The sequence below is a fragment of the Streptosporangium sp. NPDC006013 genome (assembly GCF_040614275.1).
Classification (GTDB): domain Bacteria; phylum Actinomycetota; class Actinomycetes; order Streptosporangiales; family Streptosporangiaceae; genus Streptosporangium.
Genome location: NZ_JBEXUE010000085.1, coordinates 14,009 through 27,689 on the forward strand (window position 1 = coordinate 14,009; position 13,681 = coordinate 27,689).

The window sequence follows — 13,681 nt, forward strand, 5'->3', positions numbered from 1 at the left end:
GTCAACCCTGGATGATCAGGTCCAGTCCCTGGGGGAGGCTGCCCTCGTGGGCGGCCTCGGCGAGGAAGAGGAGCAGGGTCGCGCGGAAGGCCTGGGCCGCGCGGGTGGGCTCGACGTCCTTGCGGTGTGCGATGGCGATGGTGCGGCGCAGTCCGGGAGGAGCCAGGGGTGTCCCGGAAAGTCCCGGGCGGCCGTCCAGGACCATCGAGGGCACCAGCGCGACCCCCAGCCCGGCCTCCACGAAGCGCAGCACGGCGTCCATCTCGCCGCCCTCCACCGCGAACCTGGGCTCGAACCCGGCCTGCCGGCAGGCGTTGAGCGTGGCCTCCCGCAGGTCGTATCCGCGCCTGAACATCACCATCGGCCGGCGGCGCAACTCCTCGATGCGCACGTACGACTTGCGGACGCGAGTGGTCGAGGGAGAGGCGACGACGAGGTTCTCCCGCAGCACCTCCTCGGTGACGAGGGCGGGGTCGTCGCTGTGCAGCGGCATGATGATCAGCGCCAGGTCGAGCTGGCCCCGGGCGAGGGTGCGGACCAGGTCGCGGGAGCCGCCCTCCTCCACGAACAGCTCGATGCCGGGGTAGGCGTGGTGGAACCTGGCCAGCGCGTCGGCGAGCAGCCCCGCGCAGAGCGAGGGCGTGGCGCCCAGCCGGACCCGGCCGCGGCGCAGCCCGGCCAGCTCGCCGACCTCGCTCCTGGCGGTCTCGGCGTCGGCCAGCATGCGGCGGGCCAGTGGTAGCAACGCCTCGCCCGCGGGGGTCAGCGTGACGTTTCCCCGGGCACGGCTGAACAGCGGCGCGCCGAGCTCGGCCTCCAGGGCCTTGATCTGCTTGCTCAGCGAGGGCTGGGCTACGCGCATCCGCTCGGCGGCCTGGGTGAAGTGCCGAGCCTCGGCGACCGCCACGAAATAGGCGAGTTGCTGGAGCTGCACGTTTCCCTAGCGTACGGACCCTCCGACCGCGGATTCGGGGCGGGTGGTGCTGGGAGAGACAATGTGAGATTGCTCGCATCACGCGGCGAGACGCGACAACGGAAGCAGCGGGGACGCAGAGGTAATAGCCGCAGGCTATGGAAACCACATCCGCGATGACTTGGACTTGGATAAATCCCCTTACCTAGCGTCACAGGGGTGACTGCCACGATTGAGCGCGGATCCGCCACCGCGTCTGTGAAACCCCCCGCGGAGACCGCGAAGCCCGGGCGAAAAGGCGGCTTCCTGGGCTCCTCCAACGGCAAGAAGGCCGTGATGGCCATCACGGGCGCCGTGATGGTGCTCTTCCTCATCGGCCACATGGCCGGAAACCTCAAGAGCTTCGCCGGTGCCGAGTCGTTCAACTCCTACGCGGCCTTCCTGCGGACCATGGGCGAGCCGATCTTCCCGCACCGGGTCCTGCTGACCGTCGTCGAGGTCGTGATGGTCGTCGCGGTCGCCCTGCACATGTGGTCGGCGATCTCCCTGGCCCGGCGGGCGAGCAAGGCCCGCCCGGTCAAGTACGCGGCCAGGCGCAAGTCCAGGGCGAACGGCTACGCGGTCCACACCATGCGCTACGGCGGCGTCATCATCGTGCTGTTCGTGATCTACCACCTGCTGGACCTGACGTTCGGCACGGTCAACCCGGCCGGTGGCGGCGCCACCCCCTACGACCGCCTGGTCGAGGGCTTCGCGCCGTCGCGCTGGTGGGTCACCCTGTTCTACGTGCTCGCCCTCGTCATGGTCGGCCTGCACCTGCGCCACGGCCTGTGGAGCGCCTTCCAGACGCTCGGCCTGGCGAGCAGCCGCAGCTACCGCCCGCTGAAGGCCGTCGCCGCGGGCCTGTCGGCGCTGCTGGTCATCGGCTTCCTCGCGGTCCCGGTGGCGGTCGCGATCGGAGTGATCAAGTGAGCAAGAGCTCGAACCCGGCGGGTCTTCCGCACGGAGAACAAGGGGTGAGGACCGCGATGAGCACGGGGTACACCGAAGGTGAGCCGATCCGTGACACCAAGGCCCCCGACGGCCCGATCGAGGACCGCTGGGAGAAGCGCAAGTTCTCCGCGAAGCTGGTCAACCCGGCCAACAAGCGCAAGCTCCACGTCATCGTCGTGGGCACCGGGCTGGCGGGCGGCTCGGCCGCCGCGACCCTCGGCGAGCTCGGCTACAACGTCACCTCGTTCTGCTACCAGGACACGCCCCGCCGCGCGCACTCCATCGCGGCCCAGGGCGGTATCAACGCGGCCAAGAACTACCGCGGCGACGGCGACTCGATCTACCGGCTCTTCTACGACACGGTCAAGGGCGGTGACTTCCGCGCCCGCGAGTCCAACGTCTACCGGCTCGCCCAGGTCAGTGTGAACATCATCGACCAGGCCGTGGCCCAGGGCGTGCCGTTCGCCCGCGAGTACGGCGGTCTGCTCGACACCCGCTCCTTCGGCGGCGCGCAGGTCTCCCGTACCTTCTACGCCCGAGGCCAGACGGGTCAGCAGCTTCTGCTCGGCGCGTACCAGGCGCTGGAGCGCCAGATCGCGGCCGGCACCGTCAAGATGCACACCCGTCACGAGATGCTCGACCTGATCGTCTCCGACGGCCGGGCACGCGGCGTCATCGTCCGTGACATGGTCACCGGCGAGATCGAGCGGCACGTCGCCGACGCGGTGGTGCTGGCCAGCGGCGGGTACGGCAACGTGTTCTTCCTGTCGACGAACGCCAAGGGCTGCAACACCACGGCGATCTGGCGGGCACACCGGCGCGGCGCGATGTTCGCCAACCCCTGCTACACCCAGATCCACCCGACCTGCATCCCGGTCAGCGGCGACCACCAGTCGAAGCTGACCCTGATGTCGGAGTCGCTGCGCAACGACGGCCGCGTGTGGGTGCCGCTGAAGGCGGGCGACGCCCGTCCGGCCTCGGCGATCCCCGAGGAGGAGCGCGACTACTACCTGGAGCGGATCTACCCGGCGTTCGGCAACCTGGTCCCGCGTGACATCGCCTCCCGCGCGGCCAAGAACGTCTGCGACGAGGGCCGCGGTGTCGGCCCCGGCGGCCTGGGCGTCTACCTCGACTTCGCCGACGCGATCCGCCGTCTGGGCCGCGACGCGGTGGAGAAGAAGTACGGCAACCTCTTCGAGATGTACGAGCGCATCACCGGCGAGGACCCGTACGCCCAGCCGATGCGCATCTACCCCGCCGTCCACTACACGATGGGCGGCCTGTGGGTGGACTACGACCTGCAGTCCACGATCCCCGGCCTGTTCGTGATCGGCGAGGCCAACTTCTCCGACCACGGCGCCAACCGTCTCGGCGCGTCCGCGCTGATGCAGGGCCTGTCCGACGGCTACTTCGTGCTGCCGACCACGATCGGCGACTACCTCGCGAACGGCCCCTACGGTGAGGTCGACGAGGACGACGTGGCCGAGGCCGAGGCCGAGGTGCGCCAGAAGATCGACAAGCTGCTGACGAACAACGGCGACCGCACCGCGGACTCCTACCACCGTGAACTCGGCAAGATCATGTGGGAGTACTGCGGCATGGAGCGCACCGAGGAGTCGCTCCGCAAGGCGCTGGAGCGGATCCCCGAGCTGCGCGAGGAGTTCTGGCGGAACGTGAAGGTGTCCGGCGAGGCCGACGAGCTGAACCAGGCGCTGGAACGGGCCGGACGGGTCGGGGACTTCTTCGACCTGGCCGAGCTGATGTGCATCGACGCGCTGCACCGCACCGAGTCGTGCGGCGGCCACTTCCGCGCCGAGTCGCAGGACGCCGACGGCGAGGCCCTGCGCGACGACGAGAACTTCTCCTATGTCGCGGCCTGGGAGTACGGCGAGCAGGGCCCGATCCTGCACAAGGAAGACCTCGACTACGAGTACGTCAAGATGAGCCAGCGGAGCTACAAGTGAGCGCATCCGACGCAGTGAGCGGAGCGGCCGGCGAGGAACGAGCGATCCGCGCGGCGAATGAGGAGAGGTAAGCGAACCATGAGTATGAACCTCACTCTCAAGGTCTGGCGTCAGAAGGGCCCCAAGGACGGGGGCCGGATGGTCAACTACCGGGTCGAGGACGTGTCACCGGACATGTCCTTCCTGGAGATGCTCGACGTCCTCAACGAGCGGCTCATCCTGGAGGGCGACGACCCGATCGCCTTCGACCACGACTGCCGCGAGGGCATCTGCGGCATGTGCGGCATGGTCATCAACGGCGTCGCGCACGGTGAGCAGGTGGCCACCACCACCTGTCAGCTGCACATGCGTCACTTCGAGGACAACGCGGTCATCACCATCGAGCCGTGGCGCGCCGCGCCCTTCCCGGTGGTGAAGGACCTGGTCGTGGACCGCTCGGCGTTCGACCGGATCATCCAGGCGGGTGGCTTCATCTCCGTCCCGGCCGGTTCGGCCCCCGACGCGCACAGCGTCCCGGTGAAGAAGGTCGACGCCGACGCGGCGTTCGACGCGGCCACCTGCATCGGCTGCGGCGCCTGTGTCGCCGCCTGCCCGAACGGCTCGGCCTCGCTCTTCACCGCGGCCAAGATCACCCACCTGAGCCTGCTGCCGCAGGGCCAGCCCGAGCGCGACTCCCGTGCCGTCGCGATGGTCGAGCAGATGGACGCCGAGGGCTTCGGCGGCTGCACCAACACCGGTGAGTGCACGGCGGTCTGCCCCAAGGGCATCCCGCTGGACACCATCGCCCAGATGAACCACGACTACCTGCGGGCCGCCAAGTAGGCCAACAAGTAGACCAAGTGGTCGCCGGGCATCCGGTCCCGTCCCCCGGGGCCGGATGCCCCGATCGATCATCCGGGCCTTCCCGGGTTCACCGAGCCGTACATCCGAAGTGATGTACGGCTCGCGCCGTCCCGGCGTGACCCATCCGGCCGGTGAGGGGCTGATGACCGTTCTGCCGCCTCCTGACGCGCTCAGGGTGGTGGTGCGGCCGGGGTAACGGTTCCGATGCCGGGCGACGACACCTGAGATCCGACCGCCGGAGGACTCCGGCCGGTTCCTTCGGATCAGTGCCGGTCCGGCCGGCCGAGGTGGCGGGCGATCTCGTGGCGGACGTCGTCGGCGGTGAGGCCCGCCTGGGTGATGACCCGCATCCCGGGCCCCGCGCCCGCGCGGACCAGGCCGAGCAGGATGTGCTCGGTGCCGATGCGTTTGTCCTTCAGCCGCAGGGCCTCCCGCAGTGACAGCTCCAGGGTCTTCTTGGCGCCGGGGGTGAAGGGAACGTGGCCCCGGGGTGCCTTGCGGTCGTGGGGGCGATCCAGAGCGCCGGGCCCGAAGGCGGCCTCGACCTTCTCCCGGATCGCGTCGAGGTCGATGCCGATGGTCTCCAGGGCCTCCGCGTCGAGCTCGCCGGCGCGGGGAGTGCGGCCGACCGCCTCGTCGGCCCGCTCGTGGGTGAGGCCTAGGCCGGTCAGCACCTGGGCACCGACGCTGTCGCCCTGGCGCAGCAGGCCGAGCAGCAGGTGCTCGGTGCCGATGTGGCCGTGCCGCAGGCGCCGCGCCTCCTCCTGGGCGAGGACCGTCACCTGCCGGGCATTGTCGGTGAACCTCTCGAACATGGTCAGTCCCTCCGTCTCAGCAGCCCTCGGCCGCCCGCGTACTTCTTGTGCACCGCCTGCCGGCTCACTTCCAGACAGTGCGCGATCTCCTGCCAGGACCAGCCCTGGTCCCTGGCGTTCTCCACCTGGAGGGCCTCCAGCCGGTCGACCAGCGTCCGCAGCGCCCGTACGGCCCGCAGGCCGACAGCCGGATCGCGGCTACCGGCGTCGGATGCCAGTTGCGCCGTATCACTCATGCCTGTCAATTTAGGTTGACGAGGTCCATTTGTCAACCCTGATTGACGGCGACACGCCGGGGAGGCCGAAAATCGTTTGCCGGGCCAGGTCGGAGTTTGTGACCCTTGTTGTGAGATGCGCTCCTTACCAGCCGCCGACCCCGGCCTTCCCGATGCCCGCAGTCCGATCCGTTACCTGTTGTGGGTGGCCCGCATGCAGCGAGGCCCGCTGCTCCTCGGCATCGGCTACGCCATCCTGTGGTGGCTGGCGATGGCGCTCGTACCCGCCGCGATGGGCAACGGCATCGACGCGATCACGGCCAAGGACCTGCCGGCCCTGGTCACCTGGGGGGCCGTGGTGCTCGCCCTGGGAATCACCCAGGCCGTCATGGGCGTCCTGCGGCACCGGATGGCCGTCTACAACTGGCTGAGTGCCGCCTACCGGACCGTCCAGGTCACCGTCAGGCAGTCGACCCGGCTGGGTGCGACCCTGCCCAAACGCATGTCCACCGGCGAGGTGGTCAGCGTCGGCAACTCCGACATCGCCCACATCGGCAACGCGATGGACATCCTGCTCCGTGGCTGCGGCGCCGTCGTCGCCATCGCCGTCGTGACCGTCATCCTGATCGACGCCTCGCCGCAACTGGGACTGATGGTGCTGGTCGGCCTGCCCCTCGTGGCGGTCGCCGTCGCACCCCTGCTCAAGCCGCTGCACCGCCGCCAGAACGACCACCGCGACCTGCAGGGCGACCTCGCCACCCGTGCCGCCGACATCGTCACGGGCCTGCGGGTGCTCCGCGGCATCGGCGGTGAGCGGGTCTTCGCCGACCGCTACGGCGCCGAGTCGCAGCGAGTGCGTCACGCAGGCGTGCGGGTGGCCTCCGTCGAGTCGATGCTGGAGGGCGCGCAGGTCCTGCTGCCTGGACTGCTGATCGCCGGGGTGACCTGGCTCGGCGCGACCTTCGCGATGCGCGGCGAGATCACCGCCGGCCAGCTCGTCGCCTTCTACGGCTACGCGGTCTTCCTGATCGCCCCGGTGCGCACCCTCACCGAGGCGGCCGACAAGCTGACCAAGGGGCACGTCGCCGCCCGCAGGGTGGTGCGCATCCTGGCGCTGAAGCCCGAGGTGGAGGGCGGCACCGGCCGCTCGGAGGGCGGCCTGCTGCGCGACGTGACCTCCGGGGTCGCGGTGCGCCCCGGCATGCTCACCGCCGTCGCGGCGGCCGTCCCCGAGGAGGCCGTGACCATCGCCGACCGGCTCGGCCGCTACAGCGACGGCGACGTCGACTTCGGCGACGTGGCGCTCGACGCCCTGCCGATCTCCGAGGTCCGCCGCCGCGTCCTCGTCGCCGACAACGAGGCCCAGCTGTTCGCCGGGGTGCTCAGGGACGAACTGGACGTCACCGGCCGCGCCTCCGACGAGGAGATCATCCGGGCGTTGCAGGCCGCGTGCGCCGTCGACATCGTCGAGGCGCTGCCCGGCGGTCTGGAGGGGCGCGTCGCCGAGGCCGGCCGGGAGTTCTCCGGCGGTCAGCAGCAGCGGCTCAGGCTCGCCAGGGCGCTGACCCTCGACCCGGAGGTGCTCATCCTCATCGAGCCCACCAGCGCGGTCGACGCGCACAGCGAGGCCCGCATCGCCGACCGGCTGGCCAAGGCCCGCGCGGGCAAGACCACGCTGGTCTGCACGACCAGCCCGCTGGTGCTCGACCGCACCGACCATGTCATCTACGTCGAGGGAGGCGTCGTGCGCGCCGAGGGCACGCATCGGGAGCTGCTGGCCACCCACCCGGGCTACACCGCCGTCGTGACCCGGGGTGAGGAGTCATGAGCAGGCAGATCCTGCCCGTCGCCGACACCGCGCAGGTTCGGGCGTACGCCCGCAGGCTCACCCTGAAATATCCCGGAGGGCTCACCGTGGCGCTGGGCCTGCACGGCCTGGCCGCCATCGCCGGCCTGGCGGTGCCGTGGCTGCTCGGCGGCCTCGTCCAGGGCGTCCAGGACGGCACCGGGACCGACGTCACCGCGGTGTCGCTGGCCATCGGCGGCTTCCTGGTCGCCCAGGCGGTGCTGGTCAGGTTCGCCGTCTACGCCTCGGCCAGGCTCGGTGAGAAGGTCCTCGCCGAGCTGCGCGAGGAGTTCGTCGGGCGGGTGCTCGGCCTGCCGCTGTCCGTCGTCGAGCGGGCCGGATCCGGCGACCTGATCTCGCGGACCTCGCGTGACGTCGACTCGCTGTCGCGCACCGTACGGCACGCCGTGCCCGAGACGATGATCGCGCTGGTCACCTGCCTGATCACCGTCGGCGCGCTGATACTGGTCGGGCCGCTGCTCGCGCTGCCCTCGCTGCTGGCCGTCCCCATCCTGTGGATCTCCACCCGCTGGTATCTCAACCGGGCCAGGGACGGTTACCTGCGCGAGAGCGCCGCGTACGCCGACATGACCGACGGGCTGGCCGAGACGGTCGGCGGCGCCCGCGCGGTGGAGGCCCTGAGCCTGCAGGAGCGGCGGCACCGCCGCACCGACACCGACATCGCCCGCTCGTGGGCGGCCGAGCGCTACACGCTGGGGCTGCGCACCGTCTGGTTTCCCTCGGTCGAGCTCGGCTACGTGATCCCGATCGTGGCGACGCTGGTCATCGGCGGTCTGTTCTACGTCCAGGGCTGGGTCTCGCTGGCCCAGGTCACCGCGGCCACGCTCTACGTCCAGCAGCTCATCGACCCGCTCGACCGGCTGCTGATGTGGATCGACGAGCTCCAGGTCGGCGGCGCCTCCATGGCCCGGCTGCTCGGCGTCGCCGAGGTGCCCGATGATCGCGAGGCCACCTCCGCCGCTCCCGAGGGCAGTGCGCTGGCGGCCGACGACGTCCGCTACGCCTACCGCGAGGGCCACGACGTGCTGCACGGCATCGACCTGCTGGTCGAGCCGGGCGAGCGGCTGGCCATGGTCGGCCCGTCGGGGGCGGGCAAGTCCACGCTGGGCCGCCTGTTCGCCGGCATCCACGGCCCCCGCACCGGCTCGGTCACCGTGGGCGGTGTCCCCCTGGTCGAGCTACCCCTGAACGACCTGCGCGGCCAGGTCGCCCTGGTGACCCAGGAGCACCACATCTTCCGGGGCACGGTGCGCGACAACGTGCTGATCGCCAGGCCCGACGCCGACGACGCGCGGGTTCGCGAGGTGCTGGAGGCCGTGGACGCCTGGGACTGGGTCGAGGCCCTGCCCGAGGGGCTCGACACGGCGGTCGGCTCCGGCGGCGAGCACGTTCCCCCCGCCCAGGCCCAGCAACTGGCCCTGGCCCGGCTGGTGCTGGCCGACCCGCACACCCTGGTCCTCGATGAGGCCACCTCGCTGATCGACCCCCGCGCGGCCCGCCGCCTGGAACGCTCGCTGGCCGCCGTCCTCGACGGCCGTACGGTGATCGCCATCGCCCACCGGCTCTACACGGCCCACGACGCCGACCGCGTCGCGGTGGTGGAGGACGGCCGCATCAGCGAACTCGGCTCCCACGAGGAACTGGTCGCGGCGGGGGGCTCATACGCGGCGCTGTGGCGCAGCTGGCACGGCACGTCCAGGTGAGAGCGGGTTTCTGTGGCTCTCACCTGGACGTACAGGTACGGAGATCCGCACCACCCCTGTGAAGGTGGCGGAATGCGACCGTCTCATGGATCGGATCTGGCCGAGGCGGACGACGGCCGCACCGAGACCAAGCCCTCACCCTCGCCTCGGTCAGGCCTCAGCGGGGCCGCTCGTCCGTCCACTCGGTCTGTATCGTGGTGGTCGCCTCCTTCGTGGCGTACGTCAGACCGCCTTCCCAGGAAACAAAGAAGCTGGTGTCCCGCACCTGCGCGGCCTTCGGGTCCACGACCAGCTCGACCTGACTGGACGACAGGGTGACCCGAAGCTTCTGCCCACCGCCGTCCGTCTCGCCCAGGCTCCGCACGTTCGGCAACGAGGCGATCGCCCGGAACGCGGCGGCGCGGACGTTCGGTTTGGCGGGGGCTTGGCTGATCAGCGAGGTCAGCGCGTAGAACACGAAGTCGTCCTGGTCGCCATCGGACGGCCGCCCGGTGCTCGTCTCGATATCGCCGCTGTTGACAGCATCGGCGATCCCCGTCCGCAGCCGCTCCACCAGCGCGTCCGGATCGGCCGGGAGCCGACGCAGTTCCTCGTAGCTCATCTCCAGGTGACCGAGCCGGAACGGCCGCAGACCGGTGGACCGCAGTATGGCCTTTTTCTGGCCCAGGGAGTACAGCTTGGCCCAGCTCCGGCCGTCTCGCCGGAACCAGTACTCTGCCTGCCCGTCCGCGACCACCTGGCCGCTGCTGTTTTTGCCCACCATGGTGACGTGCCAGTACGTGCCGGACGGTTCGGTCAGGTTCTCGGCGGTGGTGGCGGCCACGAGCAGGATATGCGCGGCGGACAGCACGGACGCGGGGGACCGCGTCGGCTGTGTGGACTGCGCCGATGGCGCCGGGACGGTGGGGGGTGTCGGGCCGGTGACGGCCACGATCATGGCTGCCGCCGTGGCCGCCGCGGCCAGGCCACCCGCCAGCCGGCCCGGCCGCCATCGGGCCGGGGGGCGGCCGCGCATCGTGCCCTGGAGTCGGCGCCTACCGTGGTCGACCGCCTCCTGCGATGGCTCCGGCTTGGTCAGGAGAGTACCGATCTCGCGCAGCTCATCCATGGAAGGCCTCCTGATCGAGAGAATTGTTGATCTTCTTACGGGCCCGGCTGAGCCGGGAACCGACCGTCCCGTAGGAGACGCCGAGCGCCTCGGCCACTTCCTGGTGGGTGAGCTGGCCCAGGGAGACGAGCGTGATGACGTCGCGCTCGCCCTTGTTCAGAGTGGCGAGAGCCTTGGCGAGCTGTGGCTTCATACGCTGGGCGGCCACCGAGTCGACGACCGAGTCCTCGTGACCACCGGCCTCAGGCTCGGCCGACGCGCGGGCCAGTGCCCGATAGTGACGGACCTCCTGGCGCCGGTGCCGGGCCATCAGGTTCGTGGCTATGCCGAACAGCCACGGGCGCAAACCGCCACGCACAGGGTCGAACCGGTCACGGTCCCGGAATGCCAGGCAGAACGTCTCCGCTGCTATGTCCTCGCCTGCCTGCACGTCCAGTCGTCCGGCGACGTACAGGTAGATGTCGCGAAAGTAGCGGTCGTAGACGGCCGTGAACAGTTCCGGATCGGCTCGGAACCGGTGCACGAGCTGGGCGTCGCTCACTTCCTCGCGGGTTTCGGCGGTCATGTGCTGATCTCTGTCATACGGGCGTCTCCGGCACAGGGCTCAAACTCGGGTATCACGAGTGCTGTCACCGGTACTTCGCCATAATCCGGGATCTCTTTCCCGCCCATCACGCTGACGGCGCTACGCGCTCGTCGCGGCGGTTCGCCAACGACCTCGGTTCCGCAGTCACGCCGCGCACCTCCTGGGACGCGCAGTTCCCCCGCGCAAAGTCGCCCTGATCATCGTCGGCGTCGCTTCGGCGTGCTCTCGACTCGCCGCGCCTCTGCGCGCAATCCGGTTCACGAGATCCTGATATCGCGCATGATGATGACATGTGGTCGCCCCTAACCTCCAGGTGGGCAATGCCCTGGTGACCCAGGAGCACCACATCTTCCGGGGCACGGTGCGCGACAACGTGCTGATCGCCAGGCCCGACGCCGACGACGCGCGGGTTCGCGAGGTGCTGGAGGCCGTGGACGCCTGGGACTGGGTCGAGGCCCTGCCCGAGGGGCTCGACACGGCGGTCGGCTCCGGCGGCGAGCACGTTCCCCCCGCCCAGGCCCAGCAGCTGGCCCTGGCCCGGCTGGTGCTGGCCGACCCGCACACCCTGGTCCTCGATGAGGCCACCTCGCTGATCGACCCCCGCGCGGCCCGCCGCCTGGAACGCTCGCTGGCCGCCGTCCTCGACGGCCGTACGGTGATCGCCATCGCCCACCGGCTCTACACGGCCCACGACGCCGACCGCGTCGCGGTCGTGGAGGACGGCCGCATCAGCGAACTCGGCTCCTACGCGGCCCTGTGGAGCAGCTGGCACGGCACCTCCAAGTGACGAGTGCCGAAGGCCGCCCGGGCCGCGCCGCGGGAGTCAGTCTCGGAGGGCCTTCGGCCGGGCCGCGTCCTGTTTCGGAGGCTCGGGAGGGGCCGGGCGGCGGACGTAAACCGGCGTTCCTGTCGGGATCATGTCGAACAGGGGCTTGGCGTTGTGCAGCGGGACCCGGATGCAGCCGTGGGACGCGGGGTGCAGCGGGACCCTCTCCGAGCCGTGGAAGCCGATGCCCCCGTTGAAGTAGATGGTGTAGAACTGGTCGCCCAGTGGCCCATGGGTCCATCCGGTGGTCCGCCACCAGGCGCGGAAGTCCCCGATGGGTGTGACGGCGACCCCGCAGTGGCCGTTCTTGCAGTAGTGCTTGTCGTTACCGGTCGAGATATGGGTGACCAGCGCCGGCTTGCCGTCCCGCCAGGCGGTGAGCAACTGGCGACGCAGGTCGATCTCCACCCTGGTGGGCTCCCCGTAGGACACCAGCGGCCTGACACGCGCCGGGTGGGCGAGTGCCTTCCAGGTCGACGGGTCGATCTCGTCGTCGGCGGGCAGCCCGTTGGCCTTCTGGAAGGCCCATACGGCCGCGCGCAGCGCGGGGTTGTACTCCTGACTGGAAGATCCCGTGTTGAACCCCAGCCGGTCGAGACGTTTTTTGATCTCCTGGACCTGGGTTCCCCGGTCACCGGGGCGAAGGACGGGGAAACGCGACAGTGGGGTGTGCTCGGAACGGGGCGGATGGTCATCGGCGACGGCGGGTTCGGAGCGTCTCGGTGACGCGACGCCGGTGTTCGCGATGCCGAACGGCAGGCACGAGGTGAGCGCGAGGGCCGTGTTCGCGATCAGAAGGCACTTGACGATTCTCTGCATTTCAGTGAACCTTTTTGGTCTGTCGTCGCGACCGGGCAGGGTGATGTGCGGTGATGGAGGCACCGGGCCACCTCACCGTATTCAGGCCGTCTCGCGTCGACTCCGGGAAGAAAAGAGAATGCTCAGCAGGAGTAGGAGTACGTGCGGTCCTCCACGGCCGCGCGCACCAGGCCGACGGCCTCCTGGGCGCAGCCCCAGGAAAAGCTGAATCCGGCCCCGCCGTGTGCGAAGTTGTAGATGATCCGCCCTTCCTCGTCCCATTCGAGGCAGACGTTTTCCTTCCGAAACGGCCGCAGTCCGGCCCGTACCGGCTCATCGGGATCCAGCTCGAAACTTCGCAGCGCGGGCATGAAGGCCAGGCAGCGCTCGTACATGTCCCGCACCGGAGGGTGGTTCTCCAGGTTGATTCCGGTGTCCCACTCGTCCTTCTCCGCCAGCCCGCCGAGAACAAGGATCCGCGGACTGCGCGGCACGATGAAGACGATGTCCTGCTCGCCGTTGTTCGCCTCGTCGTGGGAGACGCAGTGGGCCTCGTCGATCCCGTCGTTGCGGACCCGCACCAGCGCACCGCGGAGTGGATACATGCTGACACCGCGGAGCTCGGCGGTGCCGAGCCCCGCGCAGCAGACGATCACCTCGGCGTCGAACCGGTCGAGGAGCTCGGCCTTCCTCTCGGTCAGCGTCCCCTCGATCCGATGCCGTCTGACCCGCACCCCGTGCGTTTTGACCTGCCGCATCAGCCACAGCATGTACCGGTCTGTGTCGATCATGGGCGCCAGGTGGGAGTAGGCGTCGACCACGCCGTAGCCGGGGCTGATGCCGTTCCGCTCGGCGAGCGATCGGTCGCGGACGAAGCCGCGCACCTTCCCCGAGAGCTCCCGCATCTTGTGGAGATCGTGGGGATTCTCCTCGACGGGGTGCTTGAAATAGAAGTTGGACCTCCGCATGGCCACCCCGGGAACTCCGGACCGGGCCAGCTCCTCGAATATCCGGTACGAGGTGACGCACCAGCTCTTGGAGCGGGCGAGC

The 13,681-nt window shown here is 69.9% G+C and carries 12 protein-coding genes and 1 pseudogene; 6 read left to right on the plus strand and 7 right to left on the minus strand.

The window, feature by feature from the left end:
* Position 1: 1 nt before the first annotated feature.
* The gene (locus tag ABZ260_RS15820; RefSeq protein WP_355617389.1) at positions 2–934 is read right to left on the minus strand and encodes a LysR substrate-binding domain-containing protein; all 933 of its coding nucleotides are present in this window, start codon (positions 932–934) and stop codon (positions 2–4) included.
* 198 nt (positions 935–1,132) lie between these two features.
* Here ABZ260_RS15820 and ABZ260_RS15825 point away from each other — a divergent pair, with 198 nt between their 5' ends.
* From ABZ260_RS15825 to ABZ260_RS15835, 3 genes are all read left to right on the plus strand, one after another.
* On the plus strand, positions 1,133–1,885 hold the full coding sequence (locus tag ABZ260_RS15825; protein ID WP_355617393.1) for a succinate dehydrogenase cytochrome b subunit: 753 nt from the start codon (positions 1,133–1,135) through the stop codon (positions 1,883–1,885).
* Between the two features lie 56 nt (positions 1,886–1,941).
* Positions 1,942–3,870, plus strand: a complete 1,929-nt coding sequence (locus ABZ260_RS15830; protein ID WP_355550766.1) for a fumarate reductase/succinate dehydrogenase flavoprotein subunit — start codon at positions 1,942–1,944, stop codon at positions 3,868–3,870.
* Between the two features lie 84 nt (positions 3,871–3,954).
* Positions 3,955–4,692 (plus strand): succinate dehydrogenase/fumarate reductase iron-sulfur subunit, encoded by a 738-nt coding sequence (locus ABZ260_RS15835; RefSeq protein ID WP_355550835.1) that lies wholly within the window; start codon positions 3,955–3,957, stop codon positions 4,690–4,692.
* A gap of 284 nt (positions 4,693–4,976) precedes the next feature.
* Here the strand turns inward: ABZ260_RS15835 and ABZ260_RS15840 are convergent, their stop codons facing one another.
* Together ABZ260_RS15840 and ABZ260_RS15845 are read right to left on the minus strand one after the other, a co-directional pair.
* Positions 4,977–5,528: a Clp protease N-terminal domain-containing protein gene (locus ABZ260_RS15840; protein ID WP_355617396.1), complete on the minus strand. Its 552-nt coding sequence runs from the start codon at positions 5,526–5,528 to the stop codon at positions 4,977–4,979.
* Positions 5,529–5,530: 2 nt separating this feature from the next.
* On the minus strand, positions 5,531–5,764 hold the full coding sequence (locus ABZ260_RS15845) for an RNA polymerase subunit sigma-70 (protein WP_350921694.1): 234 nt from the start codon (positions 5,762–5,764) through the stop codon (positions 5,531–5,533).
* A gap of 115 nt (positions 5,765–5,879) precedes the next feature.
* Here ABZ260_RS15845 and ABZ260_RS15850 point away from each other — a divergent pair, with 115 nt between their 5' ends.
* Both ABZ260_RS15850 and ABZ260_RS15855 read left to right on the plus strand, forming a co-directional pair.
* Positions 5,880–7,571, plus strand: coding sequence for an ABC transporter ATP-binding protein (locus tag ABZ260_RS15850; RefSeq protein ID WP_355617399.1), 1,692 nt, complete (start codon positions 5,880–5,882; stop codon positions 7,569–7,571).
* The gene (locus tag ABZ260_RS15855) at positions 7,568–9,313 is read left to right on the plus strand and encodes an ABC transporter ATP-binding protein (RefSeq protein ID WP_355617402.1); all 1,746 of its coding nucleotides are present in this window, start codon (positions 7,568–7,570) and stop codon (positions 9,311–9,313) included. Before ABZ260_RS15850 ends, ABZ260_RS15855 begins: the two co-directional genes overlap by 4 nt.
* Before the next feature lie 157 nt (positions 9,314–9,470).
* Here ABZ260_RS15855 and ABZ260_RS15860 read toward each other — a convergent pair whose 3' ends face one another.
* Both ABZ260_RS15860 and ABZ260_RS15865 read right to left on the minus strand, forming a co-directional pair.
* Positions 9,471–10,421 (minus strand): CU044_5270 family protein, encoded by a 951-nt coding sequence (locus ABZ260_RS15860; protein ID WP_355617405.1) that lies wholly within the window; start codon positions 10,419–10,421, stop codon positions 9,471–9,473.
* Positions 10,414–10,986 (minus strand): RNA polymerase sigma factor, encoded by a 573-nt coding sequence (locus ABZ260_RS15865; protein WP_355617408.1) that lies wholly within the window; start codon positions 10,984–10,986, stop codon positions 10,414–10,416. Before ABZ260_RS15865 ends, ABZ260_RS15860 begins: the two co-directional genes overlap by 8 nt.
* Positions 10,987–11,332: 346 nt before the next feature.
* On the opposite strand from ABZ260_RS15865, the pseudogene ABZ260_RS15870 reads away from it, so the two are divergent.
* Positions 11,333–11,794 (plus strand): annotated as a pseudogene (locus ABZ260_RS15870) (ABC transporter ATP-binding protein); the annotation flags it as partial.
* Between the two features lie 36 nt (positions 11,795–11,830).
* Here ABZ260_RS15870 and ABZ260_RS15875 read toward each other — a convergent pair.
* Together ABZ260_RS15875 and ABZ260_RS15880 are read right to left on the minus strand one after the other, a co-directional pair.
* Positions 11,831–12,652, minus strand: coding sequence for a L,D-transpeptidase family protein (locus ABZ260_RS15875; RefSeq protein ID WP_355617411.1), 822 nt, complete (start codon positions 12,650–12,652; stop codon positions 11,831–11,833).
* Between the two features lie 122 nt (positions 12,653–12,774).
* Positions 12,775–13,681 (minus strand): FAD-dependent oxidoreductase (locus ABZ260_RS15880; RefSeq protein WP_355617414.1); only part of this gene is annotated, 907 nt, incomplete at its 5' end.

Coding starts and splice junctions, on each gene's coding strand:
- ABZ260_RS15830 (WP_355550766.1), top strand. CDS start 1,942: ATGAGCACGGGGTACACCGAAGGTGAGCCGATCCGTGACACCAAGGCC.
- ABZ260_RS15835 (WP_355550835.1), top strand. CDS start 3,955: ATGAACCTCACTCTCAAGGTCTGGCGTCAGAAGGGCCCCAAGGACGGG.
- ABZ260_RS15840 (WP_355617396.1), bottom strand. CDS start 5,528: ATGTTCGAGAGGTTCACCGACAATGCCCGGCAGGTGACGGTCCTCGCC.
- ABZ260_RS15845 (WP_350921694.1), bottom strand. CDS start 5,764: ATGAGTGATACGGCGCAACTGGCATCCGACGCCGGTAGCCGCGATCCG.
- ABZ260_RS15850 (WP_355617399.1), top strand. CDS start 5,880: ATGCGCTCCTTACCAGCCGCCGACCCCGGCCTTCCCGATGCCCGCAGT.
- ABZ260_RS15855 (WP_355617402.1), top strand. CDS start 7,568: ATGAGCAGGCAGATCCTGCCCGTCGCCGACACCGCGCAGGTTCGGGCG.
- ABZ260_RS15860 (WP_355617405.1), bottom strand. CDS start 10,421: ATGGATGAGCTGCGCGAGATCGGTACTCTCCTGACCAAGCCGGAGCCA.
- ABZ260_RS15865 (WP_355617408.1), bottom strand. CDS start 10,986: ATGACCGCCGAAACCCGCGAGGAAGTGAGCGACGCCCAGCTCGTGCAC.
- ABZ260_RS15875 (WP_355617411.1), bottom strand. CDS start 12,652: ATGCAGAGAATCGTCAAGTGCCTTCTGATCGCGAACACGGCCCTCGCG.